This window comes from Microbacterium sp. LWH7-1.2 (assembly GCF_038397755.1).
In the GTDB taxonomy this organism is placed as follows: domain Bacteria; phylum Actinomycetota; class Actinomycetes; order Actinomycetales; family Microbacteriaceae; genus Microbacterium.
On record NZ_CP151637.1, the window covers coordinates 3,442,503 to 3,460,050 of the forward strand.

Here is a 17,548-nt window from a genome sequence, read left to right on the forward strand (position 1 = left end):
CCGGTGAACCGGACACGCCCCTCGGGACAACGGTGGATCAGCGCACGAAGCGCACCTCGGTCAGGGTCTCGCCGAGGAAGGGCTCGGTGTGCGTCGCGCCATCGAGCGTGAAGCCGTTGCGCGTGTAGAAGCGGTGCGCACGCGGGTTGTCGTCGGCGACCCAGAGGTACAGGCCCTCCGCCGGCTCCACGACGGCGTCGAAGAGCTTCTGGCCGATGCCGGTGCCGTGGTAGGCGTCGAGGAGGTAGATGAAGTACAGCTCGCGGAAACGCGGAGCGTCCTTGTCGCGGGCGGGGCCGGAGCCGGCGAAACCGACGATGTCGCCGTTCACGAGGGCGGCGAACATCTTGAACTCGGGACCCTGGACGGCCCAGTGCGTCCAGAGCTCTGCGAGGCGCTTGGGTGAGACGGCCTCGAGGGCGGCCTTGCTGATGAGGTGGTCGTACGTCTCGTGCCAGGCGGTCGCGTGGACGCGACCGAGGGCCTCCGCGTCGACGTCGCGCACCGGACGGACGACGATGTCGGTCTGGGTTTCGGCTTCCATGGCCAGACTCTACGCGCGTCGGCGCGAGACCCGAAATCGGGGGAACGCCCGGTGAACAGGCAGTGGCGAACGGATGCTGCGGCCGTGGCTGTCGGGATCCGACAACTGAATCGGCACGGCCGTCGAGGATCGCTACGATCGCACCTCGTGAACGTGATGTGGCGCACCCTGATCGTGATGGTGACCGCGCGGCGGCGGCTGCGGCGAGGCGGGCGACTCGGCCCCAACGAGATCGGCCGCATCCGGCTCACCACGCTCCTCACCGACATCGACTTGCTGCGCCACATGAACAACGGGCGATACCTGTCGCTGTTCGACCTCGGCCGGTGGGACCTGCTCGTGCGGACCGGTCTCTGGGATGTCATGAAGACGTACGGCTGGTACGCCGTCGTCTCGAGCGAGACCGTGACGTTTCGCAAGTCGCTGAACCTCTGGCAGAAGTTCGACGTCGAGTCGCGCATGATCGGGCACGACGACAAGGCCGTCTACCTCGAGCATCGCGCTGTCGTGGGCGGCGAGGTCTATGCCCGCGCCGTCATCCGCGCCCGCATGATGAAGCGCTCCGGGGGAACGCTGTCGCACGAGGAGCTGTTCGCGGCGATAGGCCGCCCCGAGGGCGTTCCCGAGGTGGATGCATGGGTTCACGACTGGGCAGCAGCATCCGCTCTGCCTCCCACGCGTGCGGAAGCGCCCAGCGTCTGGAACTGACGCGTCAGACGCGTCGGCATCTATTGCGGTGCTGAGGGGTTTTCGGGCTCGGGCACGATCGTGAGACCCGCGGGCGAGTTCGCCGCCTTCGCGAGAGCGTCCACCCATGCGGGGTTGAGCCGCGGCTGGCGGCCGCCGAAGTACTCGAATGCCAGCGAGACGTTCGGACTCAGCCACACCGACGTGCGTCCGAGGCCGGCTCGGGTCGGGTCGCTCCAGGTGAACGGGAAGGACTCGCCGCGCCGCAGCTTGGCCCAGATGACCGCCTGCAGGTGCGCGAGGATCCGATCGTCGATCGACGTCGTGACGCGGGTGTCGTAGGTGAGCGTGCCCATCGACCCCACCTTAGCCCCGCGGGGGCGGATCCCGGCGATTCGGGTCGGGGCCACGGAGCTGGGGTGCGCATTATACGCAGTTCCTTCCTCCGTGTCTGGTGTTGCGCCTGGTTGCGAACGTCGTCGACCCTGGTGGCATGCCCCGCACTCCCCAGCTCACCCGTGACTTGCGCGCTGCGCTTTCGACCGGGGAGCTGTGGATCGCTTTCCAGCCGCAGTACGATCTGGCGCCGACGGGGTCGACCGATGCCGCGTCGCCGATCGAACCCGTCGCCGTCGAGGCCCTCTGCCGCTGGAATCACGCGCTCCTCGGCGCCGTTCCGCCGGACAGGTTCATCCCCCTCGCCGAGGAGGGCCGCTTCCTCGATGAGGTCGACCTGCACGTGTTCAGTGTCGCGGTGGACCAGGTGACGCAGTGGCGCGAGGCGGGCCATCCGCTCGGGCTGGCGGTGAATGCGTCACCGGCGCACTTCTCGCAGCGCTACGCGGACACGGTCGTCGCGCGACTGGACGGGCTCGGCATCGACCCGGTGGGAGTGACGGTCGAGATCACCGAGGCGCCGACGCCGCAGTTGCGACCGGAGATGCTCGCGGCGATGGAGTCGCTGCGGTCGGCAGGGATGTCGATCTCGGTCGACGACTACGCGGGCGGCGACACCACGGTGAGCATGCTGGAATCCCTGCCGATCGACGAGGTCAAGATCGACCGATCGCTCACTCAGCGCAGCGACGCCGGAGCCGACGACGCGATCGCGGCAGTGGTGGAGAGCAGCGCCGCACACGGCTGGCGGGTCGTGGCCGAGGGCATCGAGACCATCGCGGACCTCGAGCGTTCCCGCCGGCGCGGCTGCGACCGCGGGCAGGGCTACCTCTGGGGTGTGCCGATGCCTTCCGAAGACCTGGACGCGCTGCTCGCACGGGGCTGACCCCCTCGGATCGCGCGCCGCAGGGCGTGACCCTCGTGCCCGGCGTCAGAGCTCGTAGTCGGCGAGTTCGTCGTCGGGGTCGTCCATCGGAGCCGGCGCCTCGCCGACCTCGAACTGCGACCACGTCACCGGCATGCCGGGGGAGAAGAGGATGTCGACTCCCGGACCGCCGCGCAGCGGCGGGATGTTCACGTAGCCGCCCCCCGCTTTGATCGCCTCGAGGATGCTGCTCTTCAACTCCGCCACGGGGTCGGGCAGGAAGTAGTCGCGTCCATCCACGGTGAGCCGGTTCACGATCGCCATCGCCCCAGCGTACCTGCGCCCCGGCGCCCGTAGGATCGAGGAGTGGGCAAACTTCACTACGGCGCGCCGCCGGCGTCTTTCACGATCGACGATCGCACGCTCGCTCACCTCGAGCTGGTCATCATGGCGAAGCTGCGACGTCGGGAGAACCTCTCGTTCGCGCACATCGACCAGGACACGTCGCTGCGTCAAGCCGTCTGGATCTCACCGGTGACCCCCCTCAGGTTCGAGTACGAGGGGCCCATGCCCGAGATCAACCGGCTCTGGCTTCAGGATCTGGTCGACGCGGCGAACTCGTCCGCCGGGCTGCGGGTCCTTCCGGAGCCCGAACTCCCGTCACGCTGAGACGCGCCCGCCGCCACCGCGCTTCGCGCGGTACATCGCCGCGTCGGCGGCGTTCAGCAGACCTCCGGGCGAGACGCCGCGCTCGGCGGCCACGACGCCGGCCGAGGCTTTCACGGTGACCTCGACGCCCCGCACGATGATCGGCTCGGTGATCGCGGCCAGCGCGCGCCCCGCGATCGCGGCGGCCTCCTCCGGTCCCGCGCTGACGCACACGATCACGAACTCGTCACCGCCCAGGCGCACGACGACGTCGGAGCTGCGGGCCACCGCGCTCAGTCTGCGGCCGATGGCGGCCAGGACCGCGTCGCCCATCTCGTGGCCGTAGGTGTCGTTGATGAGCTTGAAGTCGTCGAGGTCGAGGAACACGACCGCCACCGCGGCTTCTGAACCGTGCAGCAGCTCATCCAGCCGGTCGTCGAGGAAACGCCGGTTGTGCAGACCCGTGAGCGCGTCGCGCAGCGCGAGCTCGGCGAGCTCGGCCTGCGTGCGGGCGATCATGGCGGACCTGATCTCCTCGCCGAGGTCGAACGCGTCCTGCGCGTGCTCGCCCCAGGGGAGGCTGCGGCCGGTGACGCTCTCGCGCCAGGCCGAGAAGGATCGGCGAGGAGACAGCGGCGTGTCGCGGTTCTCCGGTCGCTGGTCGCCGAGCCAATCGACCGTGCGAGACACCTCGCTGCGCACGAAGACGAGTGCATCGCCGTCGCCGCCGAGGGGGACGACGAGGAGGCCGGTCACGCCCGGCACCTCGACAGCGAACTCCGGACGTTCGATCGGCAGCGCCTCCCACAGCCTCCCCGGACCGAGCTCGTCGACGACCGCGAACAGGCGGGCCGGATGGGGCACGACGCCCACGGTGTGCACGGCGTCGCCCATCCGAAGCAGGGCGCCGTCCGCCGGGATCACATCGAGCACGGTCCGCTCGCCGCTCATGAGAACGGCACCGACATCGCCGCGCCCGTACAGCGGTGCGATGAGGGCGATCCGCCGCTCGCGCGCCTCGAGCTGCCGGCGCAGGCGCCGGATCTGGTCGGCGGCGGCGAGCTGCGTGACGATCTGGGTCGCCATGACCTCGAGGGCCCGACGCAGCAGCACCGGGATGCGTCGCGGGGTGCGGTGCGCACACGTGAACATGCCCACGAGGCGGTCCTCGATGACGAGGCCGAACGACACAGTCGACGCCTGCCCCATGTTCCGCATGAACTGAAGGTGGTGCGCAGACACGGCGCGCAGCTCGGTTCGCCCAAGGTCCAAGGGCGCCTCTTCAGAGAGGAGTGTGTGCAGGGCCAGTCCGCGGTCCTCCGTGTCGGCGATCACCCGGGAGCGCTTCTCGATGTACAGCGCGCGCGCCTGCGCGGGGATGTCGGAGGCGGGGAAGTGCAGCCCGAAGTACGGCTCCATGTCGGGTTCCCGCTCGTCGGCGACGACCTGTCCGTGGCCGTCATCGTGGAACTCGTAGCACATGACCCGGTCGTAGCCCGTGATGGCCTTGATCTCGCGAGCCGCCAGCCGGCGCAGCTCGTCGGGGTCGGTGACTTCCGCCAGCCGCTGGATCGCGCCGACGACCCCGGTGCGCACGTAGTCCAGCTCGGGCACGACGGGTTCGAGCTCGACGACCAGCGGCACCGTGCCGCGATGCGCGATCACGTCGTACACCGCGCCCTCGAACTCCGCCCGCACGGGATCGACGGCGAGCCCTTGGCTGATCGCCCACGACAGAGTGTCACTGCCGGCGTCCCGCAGATCGCGTCCGAGCCAGTGCTCGACGTTCTCGCTCGCGACGACCACGACTCCCGTCGCCTCATCGATGCCGAAGAGCGCACCATGCGCCTGGATGCGTCCGATCGTGCGGATCTGCTCCTGCGAGCATGCCTGGAGCCGGAGCGTCTCGGCATCATCGCGGGGACGGTCCGGATCGAAGAGGAGTGCGGGGGAATCTGTCAACGCGAGTCCTTCGGGGGCGTGGCGGATGGAGGGGAACTGCGTCGGCGAGAGCCTCATCCTATGCGCGCAGGAATCGGAAGCCTAAGGGGCCCCAGTGCCAGGCGTAGCGCAGCGGCAGCGCCCGCGCAATGGGTTTGCGGCCGACGGGCGCGCGGAGTTGCCTGACAGCGGTGGCGCCGGTACCCCGCCGGCGTCGGAGGGAGAAGGAGGAGCCGTGGACACGACCACCCTCATCTGGATCATCGTCGGCATCGTCGTCGTGCTCGCCATCGTCGTCGTCGCTCTGCTGCTCACCGCACGCGGGCGTCGCGAGCGCCGCCGGGAGCACCAGCACGACCGTGCCGAGAAGCTGCGCGAAGACGCGCGCCAGACGGAACTGCAGGCCCGGCAGCACGAGGCCGAGGCTGCCCGTGCGCAGGCGGACGCCGCCGCCGCGGCTGCGGCCGCGGAAGACGCCAAGGCCCGCGCCGCTGAAGCCTCGATCGACGCGGAGCGCCGCGCGGGACGCGTGGGCGACCACCGCGCTGAAGCGGAAGACCTGCGCCGGCAGCACGCGGAGGCGATGCGCAAGGCCGACGACGTCGACCCCTACGTCGATGGCTCCGGCAGCGCCGCGGCCCCGTCCGCGACCGCCTACACCGGCGACTCTGGTGACGGCCGCGACACCGTCGTCGAGGGCACCGAGCGTGAGCGCCCCGCAACGGATGCCCGCGCTGTCGACGACAATACGCACACCGGCACCGGCGTCCGCGACGCCGCCGCCGACGAGGCCATCACGCGGCCGCCTGCGCCGCCGCAGCGCACCGAGCGCGCCTGAATCCGGTCACCTCGAGCACGGCGGGCGCGGCGCCAGCTAGCGTAGGTGCGTGACCGCCGTGCTCGATGTGCTCCGCACCGCCGGCCGGCTGCTGTGGCACCACTGGCCGGTGCTGCTCGCGCTGTACGTCGGCGCGATCCTCGCACGCTACGTCGTGATCGAGTTCGCGGGGTGGGTCGGCTCCTACAGTGCGGTCGCCGGCTCCCTGTTGCTGCCCGTCGCCATCCTCGTGCGCCTGGTCGCTCTCGTCGGGATGCTGCTGGTGCTGCGCGACGGAATGCGCCGGCTCCGCGCGATAGCCCCACTTCCCGAGGATCGGCCATCGCGGCGCCGAGAGTTCTTCTCCGCGCTGATGTCCGGCATCCTGCCGTTCTTCGCCTTCTACGCCGCGTGGGGCTACCTCCGGGAGGACGCCGTGGCGTACTCAGCGCGCGTGCTCGAGGAAAGCACCGGTAGAGACCTCACCGAGATCGCGCTGGGAGTGGACGCCGGGGGCGACGGCCTCGCGGGAGAGATCACGCTCACGCCGGCCACGGTGGGCATCGTCGTCGTCGCCTACGCGCTGCGCTGGCTCCTGACGCGCTACCGTGAGCGGCTGCCGAAATGGTTCGGAGTCTTCGCCGCCTACCTCGAGGCGGTCTGGGTCTACTTCGCCGCGGTCGTCATCTCGATCGTGCTGGGCGCGATCGGCTCCTGGATCTCGTCCCGGCAGGGGATGGTGTGGCTCGCCGATCTGCGGGAGGCCGCTGCGTCGGTGTTCCTGCCGCTCGCGTGGCTCTGGGAGGCCGTGGAATGGGTGCTCGGCGAAGCCGGCGGTCTCATCCTGCTCCCTGTCGCGTGGCTGACGATCGCCGGTGTCGTGTACGGTCGCGCGGTGGCGCCGGCGCCGGTTCCGACCGAGGCGCTCGGTGGCGAGGTCGGCCGCCGCATCCGTTCCCGATATCGCTCGCTGCCGCAGCGACTCCGGGCTCGCGTCAGCGACATCTGGAGCGATCTCATGTCGCGCTTCACCCCTATCGGCCGGGCGCTCGTGCTCATGTGGCGCGCGGGGCCGGTGCTGATCACCGGGTTCGTGCTGCTGTACACGTTGCTGCTGTGGCTGCAGGGCGCGCTCGAGTGGGCGATCCCGCGCGCGATCGGGCCGCAGGACGTCGACGACTTCTGGTTCGTCTACGACCAGCTGATCTTCCTCATCGCGCCGCTGCTCATCGAGCCCGTCCGCATCGCGCTCGTCGCGGGCGGGTACGACGCCGTGGTCGGCACGCTGCGCCCGGGCGAGGCCGTGCCAGGGACGGACGACGCCGGCGCCCCGGATCAGGGCTCGACGACGGCGCTGACGAACTCGGGATACGCGGCGGGGGAACCGAACTCGACGGCCAACGGGCCCGAGACGTCCTCGGGAACGAGATAGTCGAGCGCCAACGTGAAAGCGGCGGTGGATTCCGGGTCGCAGTACGTCCGCCGGTCGGCGTCCGGCGCCCGCCCCAGATCGCTCGTCGAGTCCCACTGCCGGGCATCGCCGCCGACTTCCCGCAGCACAGGGAGGGTGCACGCGAACGCCCTCGCGCCGGGATCGATCTCGACGGCGACGGTCACGACGCGGGTGTCCTGCGGTGCGTTCGGAAGCTCGACGAACTCGGCGGTCACCGGCCCGACGACCGCGCCCGCATAGTCCGTCGCGGCGCCCGGAGCGAGAGCCACGGCCCGGGTCGGGCTGTTGGCGGAGCCGCCGGCGGTCTCGTTCCACCAGATCGTCGCCGCGAGCAGCGGCACCAGCACGGCGAGCGCCCCCAAGCCCAGGACGTTGGCACGCCACCAACCCCTCACGGGTTCGCCCATCCGGTCTCGCGAAGCTCGGCCCGTGTGACGTGTGATGCGTCGGCCACGTCGAAGGACAGCACGATCATCGAGTCCAAGCGCGTGTCACTGCGCAGTGCCAGCTCGAGCACCGCCTGGCCGGACTCGACGTCCGTCGGCAGTTCGAACGCCAGACTTCCCGACTGCGGGATGCCGACGGAGAGCGGCGCCCGTGCGAGCGAGTCCGGCCGGTCGCTCGCACTGTAACGGACGCCGTCGATCTCGATCATCGCGTGCTCGAGGCGGGTGAGGGCCTCCGACGTCACGGCCGCGACCTCGAGGTCGATCACCACCCAGTTCCCCTCCGCGACCCAGTTCCCGTCGTGCTCGCCGACCTGGGCGGCGCGACGGATCTCGATGACCGTCGCGGCGATGTTCCGGCCCGTCGCCGTCTCGCCCATCTCGGCCTCTACGACGAAGGGAGACTGCGACTGCTCCTCGCCGGGCGTCGCGAACGCGACGAACCACGCCGCGACGAGCAAGGATGCTCCCACAGCCCAGGGCGCCCAGCGCGGCAGGCCGCGGTCAGCTGCCATCTTCGCTGTCCTCCTCGACGCCCGCTCCCACGTCGTTCACGCTCACCGTCACCGTGGCGTCGGCGACCGGGTCGTCCCACCACTGCCCGGCCGTCACGAAGGAGCCGGTGTACAGCGAGAGATCGTACAGAGTCACCTCCACATCCTGGCCGTCCTCGAAGGCGGCGGCATCGACGGCCCAGGCGTACACGAGCTCGGCGGGCACGCCTGGCTGCAGCGCGGGGGATGAGGTGGCGTCGTCCATGCGTGCGGCGGCGGCGTCCGTCTTGCCGACGTCGGCCACACGAAACGAGCCGGCGACTCCGCTCGCGCCGGTCGAGGGGAGCGGCTCATCCCAGCGGTTCTCCACCTCGACGACGAGCGCGAGCACGCGCTGCCCGTCCTCGACGTACACCCCCGCCTCGGACAGGTCGTCGATCAGCACGGCACGCTGCACGGTCAGCGACCGCTGGCCGGTGACGTGCGCCTCACCGGGATCCAGCTTCGACAGCTCGGGCGGTGCGGCGGTCGCAAGACCTCCGAACGCGGCCGTCGCGAGCAGGAACGCGCCCGTGGCGAGGCCCGCGAACCACTTCGTGGGCACCCGGTCGCTCGCCGCCTGCAGCCAGGCGAAGCGGCGTCGCGGTGTGCGGGTGGCGTCGGGCGGCTCGGACACGAGCCCAGCCTAGGAGGAACAGGATGCAATCGTCGGCGGGATGGACACGTCAGTGCAAGGGCGGCGAGGGAAACGCGTCATGCAACGCGCGCCTCACCTCGAGGATCCCCGCACGGGCGCGGGAGGCCGTGCGCTGAGCGGTGAAGATCTCGCGCGCCGGACGACCGGGCAGCTCGAGCAGCGACACCGGGATCGCGGAGCCGTCCCACAGCAGATCGGGAAGCACGGCGACCGCCTGCCCCGCCGCGACCAGGCGCGCATGGGCCGAAAGGTCCGCCAGCTCGTACCGCACATCGGGCTCGAACCCCGCTGCCCGGCACTGCTGGACGGCCCACAGGCGGGCGGCGGTGCCGGCGGGCTCCATCACCCAGGGGCGGTCCCGCAGATCTTCGAGTGAGCGGGCGGGATCGAGGGATGCCACGGCCAGATGGATCGGGTCGGTGCCGAGCGGGTCGCGCTCCAGGCCTTTCGCGTGGGCGCGCGTGTGGCCGGGGTACTGTTCGGCGATGACGAGGTCCACGCCGCGCGCCGAGAGCTCGAACAGTCCGAGCTCCGGCGGCATCTCGACGAGCTCGACGCGCAGGTCGGGTGCGCGCTCCGCGAGGAGCGCGAGCGCGGCGGGAACGATCGCGAGCGCGGCGGTCTGCATGACCGCGACGCGCACCGGCGCGAGGCCGGGGTGCAGCGACTCGAGCTCGCCGCGCGCCTGCTCGTCGAGATCGAGTGCTCGCGCCGCGTGCGCCGCGAGGACGCGGCCGTGCTCGGTGAGGCGAACGCGGCGTCCTTCCGGCGCCAGCAGGGCGACTCCGGCCTCCTTCTCGAGCTGCGCGAGCTGCTGCGAGATCGTGGACGGACTGTATGAGAGCGCCTCGGCGACCGCCGCGAGCGTTCCCCGCAGCGCGAGCTCGTGGAGCAGTCGCAGGCGTCGCAGTTCGAACATCGGCATCCCATCGAGAATCTCGAATTATATCGATCATAAATGATCGCTTTTCACGAATGAATGGATGCCTCATCCTTGACCTCATGCAGCATGTGGAGCCGATGACGCACGATGAGGTGCAGGCTGGAAGCACGGAGTCCGACGAGGTGACAGCTGGAGTGCGAATGGAAGACCGATCCGACGGGCGCCTGGCCGGCGAGGCCGTCGCCCTGGCGCAGAGGTGGATCGCCGAGAGCGCCGAGGTCGAGGTCGACCCGGCCGCCGAGCGGCTCGCCGGTGTGCTGAAGGACCCGAACGGCCTGCCCTTCACCATCGGGTTCGTCGACGGCGTGATGCGTCCCGAGAGCCTGTCGGCCGCAGCATCCCATCTGCATCGCGTCGCGCCTCTCGTGCCCGAATTCCTGCCGTGGTACCTGCGCGGCGCCGTCCGCGTGGGCGGCGCGGTCGCACCGGTGCTGCCGTCGCCCGTGGTGCCGATCGCGCGCCGGGTGCTGCGCGAGATGGTCGGGCACCTCGTCGTCGACGCCCGTCCCGACAAGCTCGGCCCCGCCATCGCCGCGCTCCGCGAGAACGGCGCACGACTCAACCTGAACCTGCTCGGCGAGGCGGTCCTCGGCGAACAGGAGGCGCTGCGGCGGCTCGAGGGCATTCACGAGCTCATCCGCCGCCCCGACGTCGATTACGTGTCGGTCAAGGTCTCGGCGATCGCCAGCCACATCTCGATGTGGGCGTTCGACGAGGTCGTCGACAAGGTCGTCGACCGCCTCCGGCCGCTGTACCTGACGGCGGCCTCCCCGACGAGCTCGGTGAACGGACCGACGTTCATCAACCTCGATATGGAGGAGTACCGCGACCTCGACCTCACGATCGCGGTGTTCACGCGCCTCCTCGAGGACCCGCGCCTGCGGCAGCTCGAGGCCGGCATCGTGCTCCAGGCCTACCTCCCGGACGCCCTGCCGGCGCTCGAGCGGCTCACCGCGTGGGCGCAGGAGCGCGTCGCCGACGGCGGCGCCCGCATCAAGGTGCGCCTCGTGAAGGGCGCGAACCTCGCGATGGAGCGCGTCGACGCCGTCATGCACGACTGGAGCCTCGCCACCTACGGCGAGAAGGTCGACTCCGACGCGAACTACGTGCGGTGTCTCCGATTCGCTCTCGACCCGGCGCGCACCCGAGCGGTGCGGATCGGCGTCGCCGGCCACAACCTCTTCGACATCGCCTACGCCTGGTTGCTCGCCGGCGCGGCCGGGGTCCGGCACGACGTCGAGTTCGAGATGCTGCTCGGCATGGCGCAGGGCCAGGTCGAGGCAGTCACACGCGAGGTCGGCCATGTGCTGCTGTACGTGCCGGTCGTCCGCCCGGACGAGTTCGATGTGGCCATCAGCTATCTGGTGCGACGTCTCGAGGAGAACGCCTCGAGCGACAACTTCCTCTCGGCCGCCTTCGACCTCGCGGACGACCCGGCGATGTTCGAGCGCGAGCGCGACCGCTTCCTCGCATCGCTCGCCCGCGCCGACGACCCCGCCCTCGCGACGGGGCCCAACCGGGACCAGGACCGCGCCGCTGAGGCGACCGCGACCACGGAATCCGCCGGCGCCGAGGCCCCGCGGGCTCAGGCGCGTCTTCGCAGGGCCGCCGGGTCTTCCGACGAGGCCGGCCTCACACAGGCCGTGATCGGCATCGCGCGCTCGGCGGCGCCGGGCGACACGGCTCCGCTCGAGCGGTCCGTCCCCGAGCAGGTCTTCGGCGCCGAAGCGTTCGTCGAGACGGCCGTCTTCGCGCCCCGCGAGTCCGGCGTCCGGGTCGCCGGTGCCCCGGGCTTCCGCAACACCGCGGACAGCGATCCGGCCCTGCCGGCGAACCGGGCGTGGGCGCGCAGCATCCTGTCGCGCATCGAGACCTCGCGCGCGGGGGATGCGACCGTCGAGGCGGCCCGCGTCACCGACGAGCCGACGCTGCAGGGCATCGTGGCGCGCGTGCGCGACGCGGCACCGGCGTGGGGCGCGCTCCCCGCGGCCGAGCGCAGCCTCGTGCTGACCGCCGCCGCCCGCGCGCTCGAGGCGCGCCGTGGCGAGCTCATCGAGGTCGCCGCGTCCGAGACGGGCAAGGTGTTCGCCGAGGCCGACGTCGAGGTGAGCGAGGCCGTCGACTTCGCGAACTACTACGCCGCGACCGCGCGCGAGCTCGACCGCGTGAGCGGAGCGGTGTTCGAGCCGGCACGGCTCACCATCGTCACGCCGCCGTGGAACTTCCCGATCGCGATCCCCGCCGGCGGCGTGCTCGCGGCCCTCGCCGCGGGATCCGGCGTCGTCTTCAAGCCCGCTCCCCAGGCGCGGCGCTGCGCTGCGGTCGTCGCCGAGGCGCTGTGGGAGGCGGGCGTGCCGCGCGACGTGCTCGCCCTCGTCGACATCGACGAGGGGGGCCTCGGGCAGACGCTGCTGTCGCACCCGGACGTCGACCGGGTGATCCTCACCGGCGCGTGGGAGACGGCGGCGCTGTTCCGCTCGTGGCGTCCCGACCTGCCGCTCCTCGCCGAGACCAGCGGCAAGAACGCGATGATCGTCATGCCGACGGCCGACCTCGACCTCGCGGCAACCGATCTCATCAAGAGTGCGTTCGGCCACGCCGGGCAGAAGTGCTCCGCCGCCTCCCTCGCGATCCTCGTGGGTCCGGTCGGTCACTCGCAGCGCTTCGCGCGTCAGCTGGTGGATGCCGCGACCTCCCTCCGCGTCGGAGCCCCCTCCGACCCGCTCAGCGAGGTCGGGCCGGTCGTCGAGGTGCCGCGCGGCAAACTCCAGTGGGCGCTCACCACCCTCGACGAGGGCGAGTCCTGGCTCGTCGAGCCGCGGCGCCTGGACGCGGCCCCGGAGTACGACGGACGGCTCTGGAGCCCCGGCATCCGCACCGGGGTGCAGCCCGGCTCGCGCTTCCACCGCGAGGAATTCTTCGGACCCGTGCTCGGGATCATGCACGCGTCCTCGCTCGCCCACGCGATCGAGCTGCAGAACGCGGTGGCGTACGGGCTCACCGCAGGCCTCTACACGCAGAACCCCGACGACCTCGCGCTGTGGCTCGACCGCGTCGAGGCGGGCAACCTCTACGTCAACCGCGGCATCACCGGCGCCATCGTGCAGCGCCAGCCGTTCGGCGGCTGGAAGCGCTCGTCGGTCGGCGCCGGCGCCAAGGCCGGCGGCCCGAACTACCTGGTGGGTCTCGGTCGCTGGCGCGCCACCTCCGGCGCCCCGGCGTCCGCGACCCTGCACCTGCGCGGTCTCGACACCCGCATCGCCGCCCTCATCGAGGCCGCGCAACCGTCGCTCGACTACGAGGCGTTCGAGTGGCTTCGTCGCGGCGCCCTGTCGGACGCGATCGCGTGGGACCGCGAGTTCGGCCAGGTGAAGGACGTCTCGGGCCTCGGCGTCGAGCGCAACCTCTTCCGCTACCGGCCGATCCCGGCGGTCGCACTGCGCGCCACCGCGGACGCGTCGTGGCAGGCCGTGCTCCGAGTCGTCATCGCGGGCCTTCGTGCCGGATCGCGACTGACGCTGAGCGCGCCCGTCGGACTGCCCGCGGCCGTGCGACGCGTGCTCGCGGAGGAGGACGTCGCCGTCTTCGTCGAGAGCGACGAGCAGTGGCTCGAGCGACTCGCCGCCGTCGACATCGTCGCGGCGGTCGCCGACGCCGATCCGGAGCCGAAGCCCGCGCGCGTCCGGCTCATCGGCCCGTCCGAGTCGGTCGCGGCGCTGCACACCCTCGTCGCGAGTGCCTCGAACGGCGACCCCGATCTCGCGGTCTACGACAACGAGGTGACCACTGCCGGCCGGCTCGAGCTGCTTCCGTTCCTCCACGAGCAGTCCGTGACGATCACCGCGCACCGTTTCGGCAACCCCGACCCGTGGTCGGAGGAAGTGATCTGACGGACGGACGAGGGAGTGCGTGCCACGCATGCGAACCCACGCCCGGTGATCCTCCCACCCCGTCTGACATCGTGGCGCGACTCCTCGACCGGGAACCGGCGTCGTCCATTACAACGTTGAAGATTCTTCTTGACACACGTCTCACGCGTTGGCCACGATGGTTCTCGGAAGAATTTACGACGTTGTAAATCGCAGCCACACCGTGCGGATCGCACACGTCGTGACCCTCCACAGCGCTGAGGGGCGACCCTCTGCAATGCGAGTCCACCGCGCATGTCAATGTGCACGACGCAGTGAGGAAAAAATCGAATGAGTGTGAAGGAACAGCGGCGACGGGGCCGCCAAGGGCGTCGCCGGGCGTTGCCCGCAGTGCTCGCCGCGGCGGTAGTGGTCGGAGGAACCCTGGTCGCGGCGACGCCTGCGGCCGGAGCCGGGAGCGACCAATGGGTGTCGTTGCCGCCCAACGCCCCCGGCGTCGGAGACGTCTATCGCTTCACGGTGCCCAACTCGGCCATCCAGCCGGCGACGGGCATCAACGGCGCTGTTGTCGCGGTGGAAGGCAACTTCGCGCCCGGCAAGACGTGGACCACGCTGAACATGGGGTTGAGCGGCGGGAACTGGACGTCGACGATCGGACCCCTCGAGCCCGGCCTGTACTACTACCAGTACTCGGCGCGGTCGGCGTGGAACCAGGATGCGATTCCGTTCCGCAACCCCGCCAGTCCGCAGGAGGTGACCTCGAAGCCCGCGTGGAACACGCTTTTCGTCGACGGTCCGGGTGCCGAATGGCTCGCCGACGTCCCCAACGGAGGCGCGCTGGAGGATCTCACCTACGAGAGCTCGGTCACAGGCGCGGAGCGCTCGGCGCTGGTGTGGACCCCGCCGGGCTATGACGAGAACCGTGCTGAGCCTTACCCCGTGCTCTACCTCCTGCAGGACGAGGGCCAGAGTTATCGCGAATGGGTGGAGCTCGGGCGACTGAAGCAGATCCTCGACAATCTCGCGGTCGAGGGCGACGCCGAGCCGATGGTCGTCGTGATGGGTGACGGCGAGTCCGATGAGATCCGCGGTGAGGTCGTCAAGAACCTCCTCCCGGCTGCGGAGGGGGCCTTCAATGTCTCCCGCAACGGCGACGGTCGCGCAATCGCCGGCATCGGGCGAGGAGCCGACCAGGCCCTCAGCCTCCTGGTCAGCGCCACGGGAGAGTTCTCGGAGGTCGGCTCGTTCTCGGGCGACCTCGAGCAGAACGTCGGCAAGGGCAAAGCGCGGCAGATCAACGACGCGACCGATCTCATCCGTCTCTACGTCGGCAACGTCACCGACCCGAGCTACAACTCGACGGTGGACCTCGCCGCCAAGCTCAGCGCCGCGGGCGTCGAGTTCCAGTCGGACGGCTCCGATCCCGAGACCGGCGGAACGTGGGACACGTGGCAGAAGAGCCTTCACGACTTCGCACAGCGTGTTTTCCAGGATTCGGGCGACACCGGACCGAGTGAGGGGCACCTTCCACTCGCGCCGCACTCGCTCCCGGCCGCCGGCACCACGCCGACGCCGTGGATCGACGAGAACGGCGTCGTGACCTTCGAGACCGGCACGGAGTTCGCCGGCGCGAACAACGTCACGGTGTGGGGCAACTTCGGTCCGGCGGGCAGCTGGCCGCGCACGCCCATGACCAAGCAGGACGACGGGCGCTGGCGTCTGACGATGCCGGTCGAGGCCGGTTCGTACTACTACAAGTTCGTCGTGGAGGGGTCGGACCGCAAGGACACCACCAACCCGACGACGGTGCTCTCGGAGCCCAACTGGAGCACGTTCCAGGTGCCCGGCGACGACACGCTCCGTGGCGAGTACACGACGCCGGTCGCACCCGAGGCTCGCGGCAACGTCGAGGTCATGAACTACACGAGCAGCGCGAACGGCAACCCCATTCGTTCCGCTTACGTGTGGACGCCCCCGGGCTACGACCCCGATCGCGCCGAGGCCTACCCGGTCCTCTACCTCCAGCACGGCGGCGGGCAGACGTGGACGGACTGGGTCGAGGTCGGCTTCGCCGCCCAGATCCTGGACAACCACTACGCCAAGGGAGACATCGTCCCCATGGTCGTCGTGATGGCCAACGGCAACGGCGTGAACTTCCCCAACGAGATCACGCAGCGGATCACGGTGGCCGCCGAGGCGCAGTACAACGTCAGCAACGACCCCGAAAACCGTGCACTCGCGGGCCTGTCGATGGGATCGCAGGCGGCGCTGAGCACGTTGTACACGTTCCCGGGCCAGTTCGCTTACGTCGGAGCCATGTCGGCGTTCACCAACCCCCCTGCCAGCGCGAATGTGGCGGCGATCAACGAGGGCACGAAGCTCCTGCGCATCTACTCCGGTGACATGCAGGACTTCACCTACCAGAACACGCTGAGCCTCGTCAGCGCGCTGGACAGCCGCGGGATCGAGCACGAGTTCGCTCCGATCATCCCCGGTCCGCACAGCTGGGATGTCTGGCAGAAGGCGTTGATCGATCTGCTGCCGCGTCTGTTCAAGGGCTGACGCCTCAGCCGGCACTCCAGCGGAGTGACGCCGTCGTCGATGTCGGCGACGGCGTCACTCCGTCGGCACGCGAGAGCCGACCTCCGGCCCTGGCCGGGGGCCGACGCCGGTACTCCTCAGTCGGCGGTGGTGAAACCGGTCGACTCGCGCTTGACGATGCGGAAGTCGGGCTTGAAGGTCTGGGGCGGCCGCCGGTCGCCCTTCTCGTTGATGCGCTCGATGAGCCGGTCGACCGCGATCGCGGCGATCTCGTCGCGGCCAGGATCGACCGTCGTCATGGAGGGCACCGACCACTTGCTCTCGTCGATGTTGTCGAAGCCGATCACGGCGACGTCGTCGGGGACGCGCAGTCCTTCTTCGCCGAGCGCGCGCAGCACACCGAGTCCGAGGGTGTCGCTCAACGCGAAGACCGCATCGAACTCCACGCCCTCACGGACCAGCAGATGTGCGGCGGCCGCGCCTCCGGGCCGGTTCCATCGGGACATCTCGGTCGGACGCACGAGCGCGGGGTCGAGTTCGATGCCAGCGCGCTCGAGGGCGCGGACATACCCCTTGAGGCGCAGATTCGCCGAGCTCGCCTCGTCGCCGCCGTGAAGGTCGGCGCCGATCAGGGCGATCCGGTGGCGGCCGATCTCGAGGAGATGCTCCACGGCGGCCTCGGCGGAGGAGGTGTTGTGCATCGTGACGTGGTCGGTCGGCCCGCCGAAGATGCGCTCGCCCAGCAGGACGAGCGGCCCCTCCACGGCGAGGGCCGCGGCATCCTCCTGCCCGAGGCTCACGGGGCTGAAGAGGAGTCCGTCGAGAAAGCGAGGGCGGCTCGTCGACACCGCGAGCAGCTCTCCATCGCGCTGGCCGCTCGTCTGCTCGACCATGACGCCGAGGCCGCGCTTCTCGGCCGCGCGGATGACGGCGTCGGCGAGCTCGGCGAAGTAGTTCTCGCGCAGTGACGGCACGGCGAGGCCGATCACGCCGGTGCGGCCGGAGCGGAGTCCGCGCGCCGACAGGTTCGGGCGATAGTCGAGCTGCTCGATCGCCTCGTTGACGCGATCCCTTGTGCCCGGGCGCACGTGAGGGTAGTCGTTGATGACGTTGGACACGGTCTTGATAGAGACGCCGGCCACCCGTGCGACGTCATGCATCGTCGGTCCCATCGATGCTCCCGCCTGCCGTTCGAACCTCTGTACTC

General features: G+C 70.4%; 16 protein-coding genes. 7 read left to right on the forward strand and 9 right to left on the reverse strand.

Annotated elements, in window-relative coordinates; genetic code table 11:
• Positions 1 to 37 precede the first annotated feature (37 nt).
• Entirely contained in the window at positions 38 to 544 is a 507-nt protein-coding gene (locus tag MRBLWH7_RS15985; RefSeq protein ID WP_341996222.1) for a GNAT family N-acetyltransferase, read from the reverse strand.
• Between the two features lie 147 nt (positions 545 to 691).
• Here MRBLWH7_RS15985 and MRBLWH7_RS15990 point away from each other — a divergent pair, with 147 nt between their 5' ends.
• The gene (locus MRBLWH7_RS15990) at positions 692 to 1,252 is read left to right on the forward strand and encodes a thioesterase family protein (RefSeq protein ID WP_341996224.1); all 561 of its coding nucleotides are present in this window, start codon (positions 692 to 694) and stop codon (positions 1,250 to 1,252) included.
• A 20-nt stretch (positions 1,253 to 1,272) separates the two neighbouring features.
• Here MRBLWH7_RS15990 and MRBLWH7_RS15995 read toward each other — a convergent pair whose 3' ends face one another.
• A complete protein-coding gene (locus tag MRBLWH7_RS15995; RefSeq protein WP_341996226.1) occupies positions 1,273 to 1,587 on the reverse strand; it encodes an ATP-dependent DNA ligase in 315 nt (104 codons plus the stop codon).
• Between the two features lie 137 nt (positions 1,588 to 1,724).
• Between MRBLWH7_RS15995 and MRBLWH7_RS16000 the strand changes: the two genes are divergently transcribed.
• Positions 1,725 to 2,513: an EAL domain-containing protein gene (locus MRBLWH7_RS16000; RefSeq protein ID WP_341996228.1), complete on the forward strand. Its 789-nt coding sequence runs from the start codon at positions 1,725 to 1,727 to the stop codon at positions 2,511 to 2,513.
• 45 nt (positions 2,514 to 2,558) lie between these two features.
• Here MRBLWH7_RS16000 and MRBLWH7_RS16005 read toward each other — a convergent pair whose 3' ends face one another.
• Entirely contained in the window at positions 2,559 to 2,816 is a 258-nt protein-coding gene (locus MRBLWH7_RS16005; RefSeq protein ID WP_341996230.1) for a hypothetical protein, read from the reverse strand.
• 42 nt (positions 2,817 to 2,858) lie between these two features.
• Between MRBLWH7_RS16005 and MRBLWH7_RS16010 the strand changes: the two genes are divergently transcribed.
• On the forward strand, positions 2,859 to 3,161 hold the full coding sequence (locus MRBLWH7_RS16010; RefSeq protein WP_341996232.1) for a hypothetical protein: 303 nt from the start codon (positions 2,859 to 2,861) through the stop codon (positions 3,159 to 3,161).
• On the opposite strand, the gene MRBLWH7_RS16015 is transcribed toward MRBLWH7_RS16010, so the two are convergent.
• Entirely contained in the window at positions 3,153 to 5,102 is a 1,950-nt protein-coding gene (locus MRBLWH7_RS16015; protein ID WP_341996234.1) for a diguanylate cyclase, read from the reverse strand. The genes MRBLWH7_RS16010 and MRBLWH7_RS16015 overlap by 9 nt on opposite strands.
• Positions 5,103 to 5,316: 214 nt before the next feature.
• Between MRBLWH7_RS16015 and MRBLWH7_RS16020 the strand changes: the two genes are divergently transcribed.
• On the forward strand, positions 5,317 to 5,919 hold the full coding sequence (locus MRBLWH7_RS16020) for a hypothetical protein (protein ID WP_341996237.1): 603 nt from the start codon (positions 5,317 to 5,319) through the stop codon (positions 5,917 to 5,919).
• 49 nt (positions 5,920 to 5,968) lie between these two features.
• On the forward strand, positions 5,969 to 7,330 hold the full coding sequence (locus tag MRBLWH7_RS16025; RefSeq protein ID WP_341996238.1) for a hypothetical protein: 1,362 nt from the start codon (positions 5,969 to 5,971) through the stop codon (positions 7,328 to 7,330).
• Here MRBLWH7_RS16025 and MRBLWH7_RS16030 read toward each other — a convergent pair.
• From MRBLWH7_RS16030 to MRBLWH7_RS16045, 4 genes are read right to left on the reverse strand one after another with little or no spacing between them, the layout of a single operon-like run.
• Entirely contained in the window at positions 7,234 to 7,758 is a 525-nt protein-coding gene (locus MRBLWH7_RS16030) for a hypothetical protein (RefSeq protein ID WP_341996240.1), read from the reverse strand. The genes MRBLWH7_RS16025 and MRBLWH7_RS16030 overlap by 97 nt on opposite strands.
• Positions 7,743 to 8,312: a hypothetical protein gene (locus tag MRBLWH7_RS16035; protein ID WP_341996242.1), complete on the reverse strand. Its 570-nt coding sequence runs from the start codon at positions 8,310 to 8,312 to the stop codon at positions 7,743 to 7,745. The genes MRBLWH7_RS16030 and MRBLWH7_RS16035 overlap by 16 nt, the downstream gene beginning before the upstream one ends.
• Positions 8,302 to 8,967, reverse strand: coding sequence for a hypothetical protein (locus MRBLWH7_RS16040; protein WP_341996243.1), 666 nt, complete (start codon positions 8,965 to 8,967; stop codon positions 8,302 to 8,304). Before MRBLWH7_RS16040 ends, MRBLWH7_RS16035 begins: the two co-directional genes overlap by 11 nt.
• Before the next feature lie 49 nt (positions 8,968 to 9,016).
• On the reverse strand, positions 9,017 to 9,913 hold the full coding sequence (locus MRBLWH7_RS16045) for a LysR family transcriptional regulator (RefSeq protein WP_341996244.1): 897 nt from the start codon (positions 9,911 to 9,913) through the stop codon (positions 9,017 to 9,019).
• A 158-nt stretch (positions 9,914 to 10,071) separates the two neighbouring features.
• Here MRBLWH7_RS16045 and MRBLWH7_RS16050 point away from each other — a divergent pair, with 158 nt between their 5' ends.
• Positions 10,072 to 13,821 carry a bifunctional proline dehydrogenase/L-glutamate gamma-semialdehyde dehydrogenase gene (locus MRBLWH7_RS16050; RefSeq protein ID WP_341996246.1) on the forward strand — a complete coding sequence of 1,250 codons (3,750 nt, stop codon included), beginning with the start codon at positions 10,072 to 10,074 and terminating at the stop codon, positions 13,819 to 13,821.
• A gap of 309 nt (positions 13,822 to 14,130) precedes the next feature.
• The gene (locus MRBLWH7_RS16055; RefSeq protein WP_341996248.1) at positions 14,131 to 16,362 is read left to right on the forward strand and encodes an alpha/beta hydrolase-fold protein; all 2,232 of its coding nucleotides are present in this window, start codon (positions 14,131 to 14,133) and stop codon (positions 16,360 to 16,362) included.
• Between the two features lie 116 nt (positions 16,363 to 16,478).
• Here the strand turns inward: MRBLWH7_RS16055 and MRBLWH7_RS16060 are convergent, their stop codons facing one another.
• Complete coding sequence (locus tag MRBLWH7_RS16060; RefSeq protein WP_341996250.1) at positions 16,479 to 17,501, reverse strand: LacI family DNA-binding transcriptional regulator; 1,023 nt, start codon at positions 17,499 to 17,501, stop codon at positions 16,479 to 16,481.
• Positions 17,502 to 17,548 lie beyond the last annotated feature (47 nt).

Excerpts from the sequence above, each read along its gene's own strand:
- MRBLWH7_RS15985 (WP_341996222.1), bottom strand. The coding sequence starts at position 544 with ATGGAAGCCGAAACCCAGACCGACATCGTCGTCCGTCCGGTGCGCGAC.
- MRBLWH7_RS15995 (WP_341996226.1), bottom strand. The coding sequence starts at position 1,587 with ATGGGCACGCTCACCTACGACACCCGCGTCACGACGTCGATCGACGAT.
- MRBLWH7_RS16000 (WP_341996228.1), top strand. The coding sequence starts at position 1,725 with ATGCCCCGCACTCCCCAGCTCACCCGTGACTTGCGCGCTGCGCTTTCG.
- MRBLWH7_RS16005 (WP_341996230.1), bottom strand. The coding sequence starts at position 2,816 with ATGGCGATCGTGAACCGGCTCACCGTGGATGGACGCGACTACTTCCTG.
- MRBLWH7_RS16030 (WP_341996240.1), bottom strand. The coding sequence starts at position 7,758 with ATGGGCGAACCCGTGAGGGGTTGGTGGCGTGCCAACGTCCTGGGCTTG.
- MRBLWH7_RS16035 (WP_341996242.1), bottom strand. The coding sequence starts at position 8,312 with ATGGCAGCTGACCGCGGCCTGCCGCGCTGGGCGCCCTGGGCTGTGGGA.
- MRBLWH7_RS16045 (WP_341996244.1), bottom strand. The coding sequence starts at position 9,913 with ATGCCGATGTTCGAACTGCGACGCCTGCGACTGCTCCACGAGCTCGCG.
- MRBLWH7_RS16050 (WP_341996246.1), top strand. The coding sequence starts at position 10,072 with ATGGAAGACCGATCCGACGGGCGCCTGGCCGGCGAGGCCGTCGCCCTG.
- MRBLWH7_RS16055 (WP_341996248.1), top strand. The coding sequence starts at position 14,131 with ATGAGTGTGAAGGAACAGCGGCGACGGGGCCGCCAAGGGCGTCGCCGG.
- MRBLWH7_RS16060 (WP_341996250.1), bottom strand. The coding sequence starts at position 17,501 with ATGCATGACGTCGCACGGGTGGCCGGCGTCTCTATCAAGACCGTGTCC.